The organism is Aliikangiella aequoris, assembly GCF_053709105.1.
In genome coordinates this window covers 639,761-655,000 of sequence record NZ_CM132298.1, presented here as the reverse complement: position 1 = coordinate 655,000, position 15,240 = coordinate 639,761, and the positions used below count along the sequence as shown (strand labels likewise).

General features: G+C 41.7%; 16 protein-coding genes (1 of these 16 running past the window's edge). 7 read left to right on the top strand and 9 right to left on the bottom strand.

Going from position 1 to position 15,240, the window contains the following annotated elements; genetic code table 11:
• A protein-coding gene (gene tyrS / locus ACUR5C_RS02970; protein ID WP_454466868.1) for a tyrosine--tRNA ligase crosses the window boundary here: on the bottom strand, positions 1-357 show its 5' portion. The gene continues 939 nt to the left of window position 1, outside the view; the window shows 357 of its 1,296 coding nt (coding positions 1-357); its start codon is at positions 355-357; its stop codon lies beyond the left edge, outside the window.
• A gap of 314 nt (positions 358-671) precedes the next feature.
• On the opposite strand from tyrS, the gene ACUR5C_RS02965 reads away from it, so the two are divergent.
• Together ACUR5C_RS02965 and ACUR5C_RS02960 are read left to right on the top strand one after the other, a co-directional pair.
• Positions 672-2,129 carry a peptidoglycan DD-metalloendopeptidase family protein gene (locus ACUR5C_RS02965; protein WP_454466867.1) on the top strand — a complete coding sequence of 486 codons (1,458 nt, stop codon included), beginning with the start codon at positions 672-674 and terminating at the stop codon, positions 2,127-2,129.
• Complete coding sequence (locus tag ACUR5C_RS02960; RefSeq protein WP_454466866.1) at positions 2,129-3,322, top strand: anhydro-N-acetylmuramic acid kinase; 1,194 nt, start codon at positions 2,129-2,131, stop codon at positions 3,320-3,322. Before ACUR5C_RS02965 ends, ACUR5C_RS02960 begins: the two co-directional genes overlap by 1 nt.
• Here ACUR5C_RS02960 and ACUR5C_RS02955 read toward each other — a convergent pair.
• The 4 genes from ACUR5C_RS02955 to ACUR5C_RS02940 all read right to left on the bottom strand — a co-directional run bounded on the left by ACUR5C_RS02955 (position 3,319) and on the right by ACUR5C_RS02940 (position 5,836).
• A complete protein-coding gene (locus tag ACUR5C_RS02955) occupies positions 3,319-4,158 on the bottom strand; it encodes an RluA family pseudouridine synthase (protein ID WP_454466865.1) in 840 nt (279 codons plus the stop codon). The genes ACUR5C_RS02960 and ACUR5C_RS02955 overlap by 4 nt on opposite strands.
• 3 nt (positions 4,159-4,161) lie before the next feature.
• Entirely contained in the window at positions 4,162-4,515 is a 354-nt protein-coding gene (erpA, locus tag ACUR5C_RS02950; RefSeq protein ID WP_454466864.1) for an iron-sulfur cluster insertion protein ErpA, read from the bottom strand.
• Between the two features lie 149 nt (positions 4,516-4,664).
• A complete protein-coding gene (locus ACUR5C_RS02945) occupies positions 4,665-5,120 on the bottom strand; it encodes a bactofilin family protein (protein WP_454466863.1) in 456 nt (151 codons plus the stop codon).
• Between the two features lie 11 nt (positions 5,121-5,131).
• Positions 5,132-5,836: a DUF6776 family protein gene (locus ACUR5C_RS02940; protein WP_454466862.1), complete on the bottom strand. Its 705-nt coding sequence runs from the start codon at positions 5,834-5,836 to the stop codon at positions 5,132-5,134.
• A gap of 293 nt (positions 5,837-6,129) precedes the next feature.
• On the opposite strand from ACUR5C_RS02940, the gene ACUR5C_RS02935 reads away from it, so the two are divergent.
• A complete protein-coding gene (locus ACUR5C_RS02935; protein WP_454466861.1) occupies positions 6,130-7,902 on the top strand; it encodes a chloride channel protein in 1,773 nt (590 codons plus the stop codon).
• Positions 7,903-7,916: 14 nt separating this feature from the next.
• Positions 7,917-8,345 (top strand): CopD family protein, encoded by a 429-nt coding sequence (locus ACUR5C_RS02930; protein WP_454466860.1) that lies wholly within the window; start codon positions 7,917-7,919, stop codon positions 8,343-8,345.
• On the opposite strand, the gene ACUR5C_RS02925 is transcribed toward ACUR5C_RS02930, so the two are convergent.
• The gene (locus ACUR5C_RS02925) at positions 8,346-9,674 is read right to left on the bottom strand and encodes a hypothetical protein (RefSeq protein ID WP_454466859.1); all 1,329 of its coding nucleotides are present in this window, start codon (positions 9,672-9,674) and stop codon (positions 8,346-8,348) included.
• Positions 9,675-9,869: 195 nt separating this feature from the next.
• On the opposite strand from ACUR5C_RS02925, the gene ACUR5C_RS02920 reads away from it, so the two are divergent.
• The 3 genes from ACUR5C_RS02920 (at position 9,870) to hemL (ending at position 12,771) form a co-directional block, all read left to right on the top strand.
• Positions 9,870-10,277, top strand: a complete 408-nt coding sequence (locus ACUR5C_RS02920; protein ID WP_454466858.1) for an oxidoreductase — start codon at positions 9,870-9,872, stop codon at positions 10,275-10,277.
• A gap of 131 nt (positions 10,278-10,408) precedes the next feature.
• Positions 10,409-11,425 carry an aspartate carbamoyltransferase gene (locus ACUR5C_RS02915; RefSeq protein WP_454466857.1) on the top strand — a complete coding sequence of 339 codons (1,017 nt, stop codon included), beginning with the start codon at positions 10,409-10,411 and terminating at the stop codon, positions 11,423-11,425.
• 59 nt (positions 11,426-11,484) lie between these two features.
• A complete protein-coding gene (hemL, locus tag ACUR5C_RS02910; RefSeq protein ID WP_454466856.1) occupies positions 11,485-12,771 on the top strand; it encodes a glutamate-1-semialdehyde 2,1-aminomutase in 1,287 nt (428 codons plus the stop codon).
• Between the two features lie 204 nt (positions 12,772-12,975).
• Here hemL and ACUR5C_RS02905 read toward each other — a convergent pair whose 3' ends face one another.
• From ACUR5C_RS02905 to thiL, 3 genes are all read right to left on the bottom strand, one after another.
• The gene (locus ACUR5C_RS02905) at positions 12,976-13,632 is read right to left on the bottom strand and encodes a retropepsin-like aspartic protease family protein (RefSeq protein WP_454466855.1); all 657 of its coding nucleotides are present in this window, start codon (positions 13,630-13,632) and stop codon (positions 12,976-12,978) included.
• Positions 13,623-14,099, bottom strand: coding sequence for a phosphatidylglycerophosphatase A family protein (locus tag ACUR5C_RS02900; RefSeq protein WP_454466854.1), 477 nt, complete (start codon positions 14,097-14,099; stop codon positions 13,623-13,625). Before ACUR5C_RS02900 ends, ACUR5C_RS02905 begins: the two co-directional genes overlap by 10 nt.
• An 86-nt stretch (positions 14,100-14,185) precedes the next feature.
• Positions 14,186-15,142, bottom strand: a complete 957-nt coding sequence (gene thiL / locus ACUR5C_RS02895; protein ID WP_454466853.1) for a thiamine-phosphate kinase — start codon at positions 15,140-15,142, stop codon at positions 14,186-14,188.
• Positions 15,143-15,240 lie beyond the last annotated feature (98 nt).

Sequence of the window (15,240 nt, the reverse complement as noted above, 5' to 3'; positions counted from 1 at the left end):
GTTTTCACCACAGTCAAAATCAATAAACTGACTAACTTGCTGTTTAAGGCTTTCAACCCAGTTTTGCACCGTTTCTGCGGTATTGAGCTGGCGTTCTGCCGCTTTAAATGATGGATCACCAATCAGGCCAGTGGCACCGCCAACCAAAGCTATGGGTTTATGGCCATACTGTTGAAAGCGCTTTAACGCTAAAAGTGGCACTAAGCTTCCGATATGTAAACTATCTGCAGTAGGGTCAAAGCCACAGTACACGACTTTCATTCCATCACTTAAATGTTGTTTAAGTTCGTCTTCAGCAGTCATTTGCTGAATCATGCCACGCCATCCTAAGTCGGATATTAAATCTTGCTTTGCCATATTTTTACCAAAAAGCCATTATTAAAAGAATTGCTTGATTATTTGAATTTTATAACAAGAAGTGGGTCAGATAAGATTGACCCGATTATTACAAAAAGCTATCTTAAGCGCCCAAATTGCTGAGTATATCTGTATTCAAAATTATTGCCGATGCTTTTTACACTATTTTTGGCATAACTTACAATAGTTTTGGGTAACATAGGTATAAACTTTCGGTCGAGCTAAAAGGTAATTAAAATCTAGCTTGAATAATAAAAAGTGCAGCTCAATTAGTTGACTTAATGCACACTGACTTAAAAAGACACAACCTTTGTATGATTAAACAAGATTATAAACCGAAAGAAAACTCACCTATTCGCTACAAAGCCGCAAACTTTAAGTTACCACATTGGCTTAAGCACCCCTATATTATTATAGGTACTGCGATTGCCGTAATAACACTTGCAATCGCGCTTTCCACCTCTAAAAGTGGCTCTAGCGACTCTCAAATGGAAACTCAAAAATCCTTAGAGATAGAAGAGTTAACCTTAATAGCCGAAGAAACAGCACAAAATACCGCAGATCTTTCTGCGCAACAGGTCGCTAATTATAGCGACCCTATCGCTATCCCTATTGATTTAGGTAAACCGAAAGTCGATGAAATAGCGACTTTTCCAATGCTAGAGCAATCAACTCTATGGCAAACCGAAGCAGTGAAAAAAGGCGATAACCTATCGCTAATTTTTAAGCGAATCGGGTTATCGGCACGCCAAGTTCATGAAGTGATTAATTTAGACCAAAATGCCAAGTTATTATTAAAGCTAAAACCTGGAGAGCTTATTAGTTATCAATTAGCAGAAGGCCAGTTAAAAGCGCTAAAATATCGTATCGACATCCAGCAAACCCTTTATATTGAAAGAACAAAAAATGGACTTACTAGCCGCATTGACAATAAATCGATAGAAGTTCGCACCGCTTACGCCCATGGAACCATAGAGGACTCTTTATTTAACGCGGGTAAGAAAGCAGGCCTAACTGACAGCCAAGTAATGCAGCTAGCGAATATTTTTGACTGGGATATCGACTTTATTCTCGACATTCGTAAAGGAGACAGCTTTTCGTTTTTATACGAAGAAAAATTTATTGAAGGGGAAAAAATTGGCGACGGTGATATTTTAGCTGCAGAGTTTGTTAATCAAGGCAAAAGCTTTGTTGCAGTAAGATATACCGATAGCAAAAACAACAGCAGTTTTTATACTCCTGAAGGATTAAGTATGCGCAAGGCGTTTTTACGAGCGCCAGTTAAGTTCAACTATATTAGTTCTAGCTTTAAACCGCGTCGCTTTCATCCAATTTTAAAGCGTTGGAAAGCTCATCGCGGAATCGACTATAGAGCGCCAACCGGCACGCCTATTAGGGCTGCAGGCGACGGCAGAGTCATCGCGTCTAGTTACAATAAGTACAATGGAAAATACGTGTTTATTCAACACGGCCAAGGCATTGTTACTAAGTACTTACATATGTCTAAAAGAGCAGTAAGCAACAACAAGCGCGTCAAACAAGGACAAGTGATAGGCTATGTTGGCGCGACCGGGCTTGCAGAAGCTCCGCACTTACATTATGAATTCGTCGTCAATGGTGTGCACCGCAATCCAAGAACCGTCAAGTTGCCCCAAGCTCAGCCAGTTGAGCCATCTGAAAAAGATCGCTTTATAGCATCAACGCAACCCTGGCTAAATCAATTAACTTCTCGCAATGCGGTTATTCGAGATAATCAGGCGGTAGCCCCTTAATGTCAGCTAAAACATTGTCGAAAATGCCCTCCCATGACACTTCTTCAGAAGTTTATATTGGACTCATGTGTGGTACCAGCATTGACGGTGTTGATGTTGCAGTCGTTGATTTCTCAGATAACGGCTGCCAATTAATTGCTGCTCACTTGCACCCCATAGACAAACAAGTGAAGTCTAAATTGCGTTCACTGTGTTCATTAACCTGCCAAGAAAACAACTTACAAAGCTTTGAACATAGAATAGAGCTATTAGGAGAACTTGATCATGTTATGGGCGAAGTATTTGCTGCCGCGGTAAATGCAACATTGCAGCAATACTCAATTGCAGCGGCGAGCATTAAAGCCATTGGAAGCCATGGGCAAACGATTCGCCATCAACCTAGCCTTGCTTCCCCGTTCACCTTGCAAATAGGCGATCCGAATGTCATTGCTTATCAAACCAAAATTACAACGGTTTCAGACTTTCGCCGCATGGATATGGCGGCAGGTGGTCAAGGAGCACCTTTAGCGCCCGCATTTCACAACGCTGTGCTGCGTTCACCTCTTGAAAATCGTATTATTTTAAATTTAGGCGGAATTGCCAATATTACTTACTTACCGCAACAGCCAGAAGCTGAAGTTTTTGGATTTGATACGGGTACGGCTAACACTTTAATGGATGTTTGGTTTTTACATCACCATCCCAACGCCACCGATGATTTTGACCGAGATGCTAATTTTGCTCAACAAGGCAATGTTAATTCGGCATTATTAACTCGCTTAATGAGCGATCCTTACTTTCAACTGCATTACCCTAAAAGTACTGGCCGGGAATACTTTTCCTTAGAGTGGCTTCAACAACACATTGCCGCTCTAGGCGATCAGCTAACACCCGCTGACGTGCAGGCGACTTTGCTTGAGTTTACAGCGCAGTCTATTTTTGAATCAGTGAACAAACTGCAACTGCCCGACTACAAAGTCTACAGCTGCGGTGGTGGTAGCCATAACCCGCATTTAATAAGCCAACTTGAAACTAAGTTTGGCCACAAAATACTTACTACAAAAACCATTGGCGCCGATCCAGATTATTTAGAAGCGATAACATTTGCCTGGTTAGCTAAACAAAGAATGGAACACAAGCCTGGCAACTTGCCATCGGTTACTGGCGCTCGCTCAGCACAAATTCTAGGTGCCATTTATCAGTGCAGCGCTTAAATATCTGCGAGCTGGAAAGATTTTGGTTGCTGCGTCACCGGACAGTTAAAACTCAATTGGTAAGCTGTTAATTGAAGATCACGACTTTGCACTTGAGCCCCATACAAACGATCACCGATAATCGGGTAGCCAAGCGAAGCTAAGTGACGCCTAATTTGATGTTTTCTGCCAGTATGCAGTTTTAATAAAATCCTACTTGAATTACTCGAAGGCTCAAAACAACAACTTAAGATTTCTGTTTTTGCAGACTTATTATCTATTGGCAGCTCGATTAACCTAGCGTCGCACAAATCAGCTAAAGCGACTCGAAAATCACCGCAAACTTCTGCTTTATATTGCTTGATAACTTGCCGGTTTTCAAAAAGCTGCGCCAGTTTAGTGGTCACTGTTTTGCTATGCCCAATAACAATAACGCCTTGGGTTGCTCTATCGAGGCGATGAACTAAAAATGCAGGACGCTGTTCAGGGTCGTGGGTTTCTACCCAACGCGTGATGGTATTTTGGTCGCTCCACTTAGTTCCCTGCGAAAACATTCCCCTCGGTTTCGACCAAACACTATATTGATCTTCATCGGAGATTAGATGCGGTCTTGCTACTGGCTCAGTTAATATAGCTTCATTGTAATAAATGAATAGGCTGTCACCAACTAAGAGTTTAGATTTGGCCCGCCTAATTCGGCGCACACTATTACCGCGTTTTAGCCATACGGCTCCAGCAGTAAGAGCAGCTTTGGTTTTGCTGCTCGTAAGCTCAGGGCAATGGGAATTGATTAATGAAACTAAGTTCGTATTATTTTCTAGGACTGGAATTTCTTTTTGAAACTTAATTCCACTCATGATTTAAATAGAAAAGGATGATCCACAACCACAAGTTGTTTTCGCGTTGGGATTTTCTACAACAAACCTTGAGCCATCCAAGTCTTCTCGGTAATCAACTTGTGAACCGACTAAATACTGAAAGCTCAGCGCATCGACCACCAGAGAAACGCCTTCTTTTTCAACAATAAAGTCATCATCTGCTTTATCTTCGTCGAAGCTGAAACCATACTGAAAGCCTGAACAGCCGCCTCCCGTCACATAAACGCGTAGCTTTAGTTGAGGGTTTTCCTCTTCTGTCACTAACTCTTTTACTTTAGCACTGGCGGCTTCAGTAAAAATAATAGGGCTAACTTTAGCGACTCCACTTGTAGACATAACTTCTCTCGATGACCCTTTTTAGTAAACTCGCGAATTATTCATGAAACAGTCAAGTAACGCAAATAAACTCTCGCTATTTATCACTTTATTCATATCAACCTAAACAAAAGGGCTAAATTGTTTATTTTAACCCTTCAAAATAGACTTTATTTTGCAGCGTTTTCTTTTGGCGATTGCGACTCTTCACTTAACTCTGTCGCTTTTTTATTATGGCCAATAAGTTTCGGCTTTTCCTCTTTGTGTAACATTTGCCCATTGACTTCGGCTCCCATAGCCATCTCAATGAGCTTATAATACACATTGCCTTCTACTCTTGCCTCTGACATCAGTTCAACATGTTCTAACGCATGAACATCCCCCTTCACACGACCTAAGATCATAATATGAGGCACATTAATCTCACCTTCAATATAACCATTTTGGCCAACCGTTAGCAGCGAGTTTTCAAATTCATCGGCGGCGACATCTCCCTTAATATAACCATCTACGTAGAGCACACCAGTAAAGTTTACATTACCAGTGATTTTTGCTTCTTTACTAATCAAGGTATCAGCGGCACCTGCTTTGGCTCTAGGTGACTGCTTTTTATTTCGGCCTAACATGAAGTTAACTCCTAAATATTCCAAATAAATTGATATTGTGCAGATTGGTTTTTGCGCAACCCACTCGTTTTAGCTTCAATCTCGACCTTTTCAGCAATAAAATCAGCCGGTATTGCAATTTCACCTTCCAGGTTTTGAAAGTACCGAAATTGGAACTGAAAATCTTTACTTTGAAAAGTACCTAGTTCACGAAACTGATAGGCTTTTGTTTCGCCAGCTAATTTACCATGTAACACTAAGCTAACGCGGCCTTTTAAAAATTGGTCCTGCTTTCCAGCTTGAGTAAGCACTAACTTATAATTAAAACTTTCTTTTTGGTTACTTGCAGTAACTTGAAAATCAGCAATGGTTAAGCCTTCTTGATCGAGCTCTGGCGCCATGATCTTACGGTAAAATGACAACTCAGACTCAAGACTCAATTGAGTTTGCTGCATTTGTTTAACTGTTTCTACTAGTTGCTGATTAGACTGATTATCTACCTTAGCGGTTTGAGCTTGCATAATTAAATCTTGATTCGCTTGTTGGTAGGCTGATTGAAACTTATCCAATTCGTTCTCTAACCAAATCACCTTCTCTAATGCTTGCCGCTCACTTTCATGATTGACTAATCGCCCCAAAAAATAGCTCGCAACTAATAACGCGGCCGCTAGCACACCCCAACCACAATACCATAGTGGCGTCTTTTGCTGAGTAATAATTAATCGACTTTGCGACATACTTATAAAATACCAGAATGCATAATTCAATTTTGACTGCTAGTTTACCTTGTTTAGGCTCTAAAACCTAACAAATAAGCCTTTTTGAAAGCGAAATTTAGCTAATTTAATGATTTTATTTGTCTTTTTTATCAATAGGTTATATGCTCTTTTTAAAGTCAAATAATAGATCGAGCTGGGGGTTCTAGCTATTGACTTAAAAATTTGCCGTACCAGAATTTGTTCAACCGAAACAATAATTGCGCTTAGCAAGCGTAATCATTCCCCAACTTATCACAGCAGAATTACAATTAATGTCATTCTTTGAATCAATTAGATTAAAACTAGGCAGTTTAAACGCCTTACCAATTCTAGCAGCTATGGGCCTAATCAGCGGTCTTTTAGCTGGTGGCGTCGTGGTATTGTTTCGGCTGTTTATAGAAAGCGGCTTAGTGTTATGGCATTCCGGTGATGGCAGCTTAGACTTCGAAGAGACAAGCTGGTGGTTTCGATTAGCATTGCCCTTAAGTGGCGGCTTTTTAGTGGGGTTGGTTTTACACAAAGTTGGCAAAGAAAGGCGCCAAGTTGGTGTAGGCCACGTATTAGAAAGAATGGCTTATCACCAAGGCTATTTATCTTGGCGAAATGCCGTAGTACAGTTTTTAGTCGGAGGGTTAACCCTCGCAACCGGCCAGTCCGTTGGCCGCGAAGGCCCTAGCATTCACTTGGGTTCTACCGCTGGAAGTTGGCTTGGCCAGCAAATGAAGCTTCCCAATAACAGCATTCGAATTTTAGTAGGCTGCGGCACTGCAGCGGCTATTTCTGCAAGCTTTAATACTCCTTTAGCTGGGGTGATTTTTGCGATGGAGGTAGTCATGATGGAATACGCTGTGGCTAGCTTTATCCCGTTAATTCTAGCGTCTGTTTCTGCAGCGATTTTGTCGCGGATTGTGTTTGGAAACGATGTTGCTTTTACCGTTCCTACATTAGATCTAGCTTCACTTTGGGAAATCCCCTATTTTATCTTTTTAGGCCTTGTTATTGGCACTGTTGCTAGCTTATTTATAATCACCACGCGCTATATTGCAGTCGCTGCTAAGGACTGGCCAGTTTGGCTAAAATGTGGCGCTGCTGGTAGCTGTGTTGGAGTAATCGCTTTAGTTGCGCCACAGGTTATGGGCATTGGCTATGACTCCGTCAACGCTGCGCTGCATGGCAGTTTGCCTTTACAAATATTAGCCATAGCCTTTGTAGGAAAACTGCTCGCAACAATTATTTGTTCTGGTTTATCACTGCCAGGCGGAGTCATCGGCCCAAGTATGTTTATTGGCGCAATGATTGGGGGCCTTGTCGGCTCTTTTGGTGGATTAATTATGCCAGAACATGCTTCTGATTATGCATTTTACTCCATGATTGGCATGGCTTCTATGATGAGCGCCATTCTCCAAGCGCCTTTAGCCGCATTAATGGCATTATTAGAACTTACTAACAATCCGAATATTCTATTGCCGGGTATGCTGGTACTAGTTATTGGAAATTTAGTGGTATCAGAACTCTTTAAACAACCTTCTATTTTTCAATCACAAATGCGCGTTAAGGGGCTCGATTTAAAAGTAAATCCTTTGTCGCAGTTTTTAAGAAGTGTTGGGGTTGCAGGGCTAATGGAAAGGAAGATCGCTGTACACGAAAAGCAAATTACCGTCGCACAAATAGATAAATTATTAGAGTCAACACCACGCTGGATTTTAATAAAAGAAGATGAGATCCCCAAAGCACTTATGGCCGCTAATGACCTAGCCCGCTATTTCATTGAACTGAAAGAGCAATTCGCCCAACAAACCGATGAGGGCAGCGTTGACCCTAGCGAGCTAAACGAGCAAGTAATTGACCTATTGAGTATACCCGGGGATAGACAAGATATTGCTTCAGTCTATTTGCAAGGAAACTTAGAGGAAGCTTTAGACACTATGGACAGAGAGTCTGTTGACGCGGTTTATATCTTTAGAACCACGGCACCGCTCACTGACAAAATATATGGCATTTTGACTCGCGAAATAATTGAGTCACATTATAGTTACAAGCGTTAGCAAAGTAGGCCACTATGATCGAATGGTACATTTACATTAAGGCAATGCACATCGTATTTTTCACCAGCTGGTTTGCTGGGTTATTTTATTTGCCACGTATTTTCGTTAACTTAGCGATGGTAGAGCACCCGAGTACATATCAGCACTTACTTTTAATGGCACAAAAGCTCTACCGATTTATTACGCCGTTTATGTGGATAACAATTTTTCTAGGCGCTTGGTTGTTATGGCTAAATCCTACTTGGCTGAACATGGTTTGGTTACAAGCTAAGTTAATTCTGGTGCTCACCTTAGTGATTTATCACGTTCAATGCAGTCGTTATTTAAATCGATTTGCCAATCAAGAAAACGCCAAAAACCATGTTTTTTTTCGTTGGTTTAATGAGTTCCCCGTACTCATTCTAGTTGCGATTGTCGTGCTAGCAGTTGCAAAACCCTTATAGCTAGCCTTCTGCCGAAACTTCTTGATAAACCTGCACTTTAACAATTTGGTTACGTGCAACGGGTAATTCAAGCTCACCCCCTTCGGTTCTGATTTTTAACCATACGGAGCGTGCATTTGCTCGGCTTAGACGACCGTCAAAGTCTTGCCCGTCATCTCGATAAATTTTTACTCTTTCATGCATATGACGATCTAAATAAACTGGTGGAATATCAACAAAGGCTTTTTTAATCAGTACGGTCCGATATTGTGAACGCTCAGGATCAGCGAGTAACTTAGCCTTTTCAAATTGTGCGCCAATTTCATCAAACCGAGATAAGTCCCACTCTGACAATAAAGCAGTAACATCTTGTTGATTGATACTTAAGCGCATTCGAGTTAAATCAATTAGCTCGCCAAGGTCATAATACTCACTACCATTTAACTCAAAGCCGACTTTAGGTTGCATAAATAAGTGCAGTTCGCTTTCTGGTTTTATATAGTCGGTATAAAATTTTTGCGCTTCTAAAGACATCTCTACGCCAACCGAATCAAGCATTTCTGCCACAGCACTAACGTGGCCAGTATAATACTCCGCAACTTCAACACCTTGTTGAATGGCACAAAACTCGGCTTTTCGTTGATTATAACCATTATCTTTAGCTGTCAATTCAAACAAAGTAAGATTAGGTAAAACGGTTTCAGTCGCAGCCGAGGCGAATGGGGTAGCTTGAATTGACTCTAACCAAGCAAGAACGCCACCAATATTCATTTGATAGTCAAAGCGCCCTAGCTCTTCAATATCGACTTCTCCATTAAGCACAACACTGCCACTATATCTATCGAGCATGTAAAACTGTTTAGCGCTTAAAGCAAAATAGTTATATCCCATTCTTTCTAACTGGTTGAGCCCAATGGTTTCTTGCTCTCCACAAAAAGCCGATTCAATTAAATCTAAACTGGTGACTGAACTCGGTTGGGTAAGCGCTTTCGACATATTATTATCAAACGGAATTAATACATCGCGGATTGTTAAATAAGCATTATCCGGTAGTTCCTGCTGACTAATGGTGCTATTTAAAAATGCGAGCTCAAAAAGGTTACCGGCAAAAAAGCGTAACTCACCAATTTCGATGCTCGCCCCCATGCTAAAAACGTAAACAGAAACAGCATTTAGCTTTATTTCTCCGTTTAAACCTACACTGGCAGAGTCGTACTCTAATTGAGCAAACGGACTAATTGTATTGGCAAATGCTTTAATGTCTTTATTAAGTTTCCAATCCGAAATAAGCATAGTAGCGGCAATTACGACAATCGCGAGCAAAAGAATTTTTATTAAAAATCGTAACATCCTAAATGTCCTATAATAAGTGCTGGCAGCGTTGTTTTTCTTGAAGAATATATTGGATTCTAACTGGGTTTAGGGATTTTTACTGGTATTTATTCATATTATAGCGACATCCTACCGTTTTATGTCTATAAATACAAAAGCGGAACAATTATTAAGCCGGTTCTAAAACCTAGTTGAAAGGTAGGCCAAAACACAATGTCGAACGACAATGAACTATTTAAAAACTTAAAAGCACTAGAAGACGCAAGTTTTCCAAAAGCCTGCCATAAATGCGGAAATCGCTTTGAAAATGAAGCTGAATATATTGCCAAAACGATTCCATACACTAAAAGCCCTTCCATCGCCGAGTCACAAGATAACGCAGGGCAATCGTTTGTGAAAGTGATTCGGCAATGTAATTGCGGCATGCCAATTGTTGATCATTTTGGTGATAGACGTGATATGTCGCAACGCGGAGAAATAAGACGCCAGGCTTTCGAAAAAGTCATTGTTAGTTTAATCGAGAAAGGCGTTTCACGAGAAATCGCCCGCCAAGAAATGATGAAATATATGCGCGGCAATAAGAGTCTGCTTTTAGAGAAATTAGGCATTTTTAAATCCTAACTATGTTCAAGCGAGTGAGAATATTTTTTCTTTCACATTGCCCTTTATACCTAGAAAATAAAAGTAGACTGCTATTAATTATTTTTAAAAACGACTAAAATAGCGGCAATCGCTTTTATTGAGGTTTTCCCGTGATTCTAAAAGGCCAACACCTACTTTCAGTTAAAGATGTTTCGTTAGAGTTAGTCGATTCGCTTTTTCAAGTTGCCGAAGAAATGCGCCCCTACGCAACCCGAAAAAAAATATCTAAAGTGCTAGACGGTGCTGTGTTAGGCAATATGTTTTTTGAGCCTAGCACACGTACACGGGTGAGCTTCGGCTGTGCATTTAATTTACTTGGTGGTGAAGTACGGGAAACAACCGGCCTATCTAATTCAGCATTAGCAAAAGGCGAATCCTTATACGATACCGCACAGGTTTTATCTGGATACAGTGACATTATCGCTATGCGTCACCCAGAAGCAGGATCCGTCGCCGAGTTTGCCATTGGAAGTCGAGTACCAGTTATCAATGGCGGTGACGGCCCAAACGAGCATCCAACCCAAGCATTATTAGATTTATTTACCATTCAAAAAGAACTACAGCGCCAAGGAAAAGATATTAGCGAATTAAGCCTAACCCTTTTAGGTGACTTAAAGCACGGCCGCACTGTGCACTCGCTGTGCCAGTTACTTTGTTTGTACCGCGGTTTAAAAATACAACTTATTTCGCCGCAAGCACTAGCCATGCCCGCTCAATATATTGACTTACTGACCAATGCCGGCCATCAAGTTACAATGGGAGAAAAGCTAGAACAAGGACTTCCGCAAGCCAACATTATTTACCAAACCCGTATTCAAGAAGAAAGGTTTGCTACAGTTCAAGAAGCCGAAAGTTACAAAGGTTACTTTAGACTAAACAAACAAATTTACTTAGCCCATTGTCAGCCGAATGCCGTTATTATGCACCCATTACCTAGAGACTCTAGGAGCAATGCTAACGAACTAGACAACGACTTAAATTTAGAGCCTGGCCTAGCTATTTTTAGACAGACTGACAACGGTCTATTAGTAAGAATGGCGCTGTTCGCCTGCATTCTTGGGGTAGAGGATCAGTTAAAACAGTATGAAAAATCGGTTAACTGGTTTACTGGCTTGCAGCGTAGTTAGCTTGTTAATATTTAGCTCAATTCAGGATCACGTTTTCCACCACATTTTTAGAGAAACTAATGCAAAAATCAACTCAGCTTTACAATCAATCGTTAGCACTTATTCCTGGTGCCGTTAACTCTCCAGTAAGAGCTTTTAATGGTGTGGGGGGGACGCCCGTATTTGTTGCGCGTGCCAATGGAGCTCACTTTATCGATGTAGATGGAAAAGAATATATTGACTATGTTGGCTCTTGGGGGCCTATGCTACACGGCCATAATAACCAAGAAATTAAACAAGCAGTCATTAACGCAGTAGAAAATGGACTTAGCTTTGGCGCGCCAACTGAAGTGGAACTGCAAATGGCACGAAAGATCAATCAACTGATCCCCTCAATTGAACAGGTTCGTATGGTGAGCTCTGGGACCGAAGCAACCATGAGCGCAATTCGGCTTGCTCGAGGTTATACATCAAAAGATAAAATCATCAAGTTTGAAGGCTGCTACCACGGCCACGCCGATAGCTTATTAGTTAAGGCAGGTTCAGGTGCCCTTACACTTGGCGAGCCTACCTCTCCCGGAGTGCCTGCAGACTTTGCAAAGCACACGCTCACCGCAGAATTTAACAACCTGGAGAGCGTCAAAAAGCTGCTAGAAGCCAACCCAAACCAAGTCGCTTGCATTATTTTGGAGCCGATAGCGGGTAATATGAACTGCATTCCACCCTCAGATGGGTTTCTTGAAGGGTTACGTCAACTTTGCGATGCGCATCAGGCATTATTGATATTCGACGAAGTTATGTGCGGATTTAGAGTGGGAAACTGCAGCGCCCAATCACTTTATACGATTACCCCTGATCTAACTTGTTTAGGTAAAATTGTGGGCGGCGGAATGCCCGTAGGAGCATTTGGTGGCAAAAAGGAAATAATGCAACACCTTGCACCGGCAGGGCCGGTTTATCAAGCCGGAACATTATCCGGAAACCCGATTGCGATGACTGCCGGGCTGACCGCTTTAACGCTATTATCAGAGGACGACTTTTATCCACCAATTTATCAATACTGCGAAGATCTAGTCAGCGGACTACAAAGGTTGGCAGACAAACACCAAGTCCCTTTTACAACAAATCATGTGGGAAGCATGTTTGGGTTGTTTTTTACTGATGAGAAAAATATAAGTCGCTTTTCTCAAGTGGCAAACTCTAACCTAGATCGCTTTAAAAAGTTTTTCCACTTTATGTTAGAGGAAGGCGTTTATCTGGCTCCTTCTGCTTTTGAAGCAGGTTTCATTAGCTCTGCTCATACTCAAGAAACTCTCCAGCAAACCCTTGAGGCAGCCGATAAAGCATTTGCAAAACTAATGATCTAGCCTTGAATGTCAACTCGCTGTGAAGCAATCAATTGAAAAGCTTTTGCTTCACAGCCACCAAAGCTGAAAAGCTCTTCGATCGCTGCAAAAGTAACGCAGCGCACCATCAAAGGTTCAACCGATAGCGGAAAAAAATCCTGCGCAAAAAAGGCGCGAATCAAAAGGCGCGAATCAAATATGTAAGCAAAATAACAGACAAAGCACTTAAAATATTTTACTTAAATGCAAAGTTTCGCCTTTATTCTCCATTTTGACACGGCTTAAAAAGGACATACCTAACAGTACTTGGTCTGGCCCAGCTCCCTGAATCACCATACCGGAAACTTGAGAAAGTTGGATCCCTCCAACATTCACTTGGTTTAAGACCACTTCCCAAGCTCTCGCCCGACCGCTTGCCGTAAGCACAATGCTGGGCACCCCATTTTGCCTATAATTTAAACCAATACTTTGAGCAGTTGACTCATTCATTGCGACATGTGATGCACCGGTATCGACTAAAAACTGAGTCGCAACACCGTTAATTAAGCCAGAAGTAAAATACATCCCCGTTTGAGCTCTACTCACCACCGCCGTTGGCGCTGCCTGCTGAGAGCTATTGCTCGCAGAAAAAGCGCCAAGCTGCTTCAACTTCAGCTGAAGAGGTTTGCCATTAACGAGAAAGGTTGCGCTGTGAGAGTCGGCTTTGATTAACTTAATTACCGGTGATAGGTTTTGCCCCACTCTGACTAACTTTTGATTACCATTTAATTTGACCATAGCGGCATTTTTGAATAACGCGGTCACTTGTATTTCTTCTTCAGCAACTAAATTTAGTGAAACAAAAGTTCCAATCACAAAAATAATTGCGCGTATTATAGCCATAAAACATTAACCCCAAACAGGATAGCCCAAGCGAAACAGCCTGCTAAAATGTCGTCTAACATAATACCAAAGCCGCCACTTACTTTTTGGTCTACCCACTTTATCGGCCAAGGTTTAAAAATATCAAATAATCTAAATAGAATAAAAGCTAAAATTATATTGGTTCCGCTAGGGGGAATCGCAATTAAGGTGATGAGCATTCCGGCAAACTCATCCCACACAATACCGGGATGATCATGTGTGTTCAGTAAGCTTGCTGAACGCCCACATAAATAAACGCCAAGTATACAAACCACAGCACAAACTAAACCATAACTCCACACTGAAAAGTCTGCGATTAGCCAATAAAATGGCAATACAGCGATAGTGCCAAATGTGCCGGGCGCTTTGGGCGCTAGTCCACTACCAAAGCCAAAAGCCAAAAAGTGAACAGGATGATTAAAAACTGTTTTTGCTGAAACACGCATTAAGGCTGTTGGCTCCCAAAGTAAGCGGCGGTTAAAGGTAAAGTTTTAGTTAACCTAAATTGCTTTGCTATAGTCTAAATTGCTAATTAAAAATGCTCAAAGCCGTTAAAATCTAGCGTCACTTCTTGCTTATCTTGCATGACTCTAACACCAGGCTTACCCGTCATACGCCCTACCGGTATACAATCCGAACCGACAGTTTCTAACGCCAACCGGGTCGACTCTAGCGCATCTTCGTCAACAGTAAAGCAGAGTTCATAATCATCGCCACCAGCTAACACACTACGCATCACCAGCTCTTGATTTTGGATGCCTTGGGCCGCACTAGACAGCGGCAGCCATTCTTGCTTGATTAGCGCACCAACTTCGCTGCGATCACTAATATGCTTAATATCAGATAATAAACCATCGGAAATATCTATCACCGCCGTCGCTCTTCCTCGCAAAGCAATTCCAGCAGCAATTCGCGGGTTAGGGGTGTAATACTTTTTAAGGAAATAGCTCGCGTCTTGTTGGCATACATGCAGTTTATTTTGAGCTACTTGCAGACCTAAAGCTGCATCACCTAAATTACCTGTAACACAAATTAAGTCTCCGGCCTGAGCGCCGCTACGCCGATGGAATACATTTTCGGGCACAAACCCATGCGCTTGAATCGTAATTGATAGCGGCCCCTGACAAGTATCACCGCCAACAATTTGAACACCGTAATATTCCGCCATTTTCCTTAAGCCTTGATGAAACTTTTCCATCCATGCCTGCTCAAACTTAGGCATAGTTAGCGACAAAGTTAACCAAGCTGGCTCAGCTCCCGCGGCAGCAAGATCACTTAAATTAACTGCGACTGCCTTATGAGCAATTTCTGCCGGATCACTATCAGCTAAAAAATGTACATCAGCCACTAGCGTATCCATAGAGATAGCAAGCCTTTGCCCTCTTGGCACTTTAAGTAGTGCACAATCATCACCAATTCCAACGAGAACATCTTTTCGACTATCACTATCAAAGTTTAAATAGCGTTGAATTATTTCAAACTCTTTCATCAAAATCCTTATGCAAAAAGTTTTAACAAATACCTTCGCGCTGCATTTAGCAGTTGCCTGTAAGGTAATTCAGGCGTCGCACTAATAAAGCATTTGGT

Coding starts and splice junctions, on each gene's coding strand:
- erpA (WP_454466864.1), bottom strand. CDS start 4,515: ATGTCTACAAGTGGAGTCGCTAAAGTTAGCCCTATTATTTTTACTGAA.
- ACUR5C_RS02940 (WP_454466862.1), bottom strand. CDS start 5,836: ATGTCGCAAAGTCGATTAATTATTACTCAGCAAAAGACGCCACTATGG.
- thiL (WP_454466853.1), bottom strand. CDS start 15,142: ATGAAAGAGTTTGAAATAATTCAACGCTATTTAAACTTTGATAGTGAT.
- ACUR5C_RS02955 (WP_454466865.1), bottom strand. CDS start 4,158: ATGAGTGGAATTAAGTTTCAAAAAGAAATTCCAGTCCTAGAAAATAAT.
- ACUR5C_RS02965 (WP_454466867.1), top strand. CDS start 672: ATGATTAAACAAGATTATAAACCGAAAGAAAACTCACCTATTCGCTAC.
- ACUR5C_RS02905 (WP_454466855.1), bottom strand. CDS start 13,632: ATGGCTATAATACGCGCAATTATTTTTGTGATTGGAACTTTTGTTTCA.
- hemL (WP_454466856.1), top strand. CDS start 11,485: ATGCAAAAATCAACTCAGCTTTACAATCAATCGTTAGCACTTATTCCT.
- ACUR5C_RS02900 (WP_454466854.1), bottom strand. CDS start 14,099: ATGCGTGTTTCAGCAAAAACAGTTTTTAATCATCCTGTTCACTTTTTG.
- ACUR5C_RS02960 (WP_454466866.1), top strand. CDS start 2,129: ATGTCAGCTAAAACATTGTCGAAAATGCCCTCCCATGACACTTCTTCA.
- ACUR5C_RS02930 (WP_454466860.1), top strand. CDS start 7,917: ATGATCGAATGGTACATTTACATTAAGGCAATGCACATCGTATTTTTC.
- ACUR5C_RS02945 (WP_454466863.1), bottom strand. CDS start 5,120: ATGTTAGGCCGAAATAAAAAGCAGTCACCTAGAGCCAAAGCAGGTGCC.
- ACUR5C_RS02920 (WP_454466858.1), top strand. CDS start 9,870: ATGTCGAACGACAATGAACTATTTAAAAACTTAAAAGCACTAGAAGAC.
- ACUR5C_RS02925 (WP_454466859.1), bottom strand. CDS start 9,674: ATGTTACGATTTTTAATAAAAATTCTTTTGCTCGCGATTGTCGTAATT.
- ACUR5C_RS02935 (WP_454466861.1), top strand. CDS start 6,130: ATGTCATTCTTTGAATCAATTAGATTAAAACTAGGCAGTTTAAACGCC.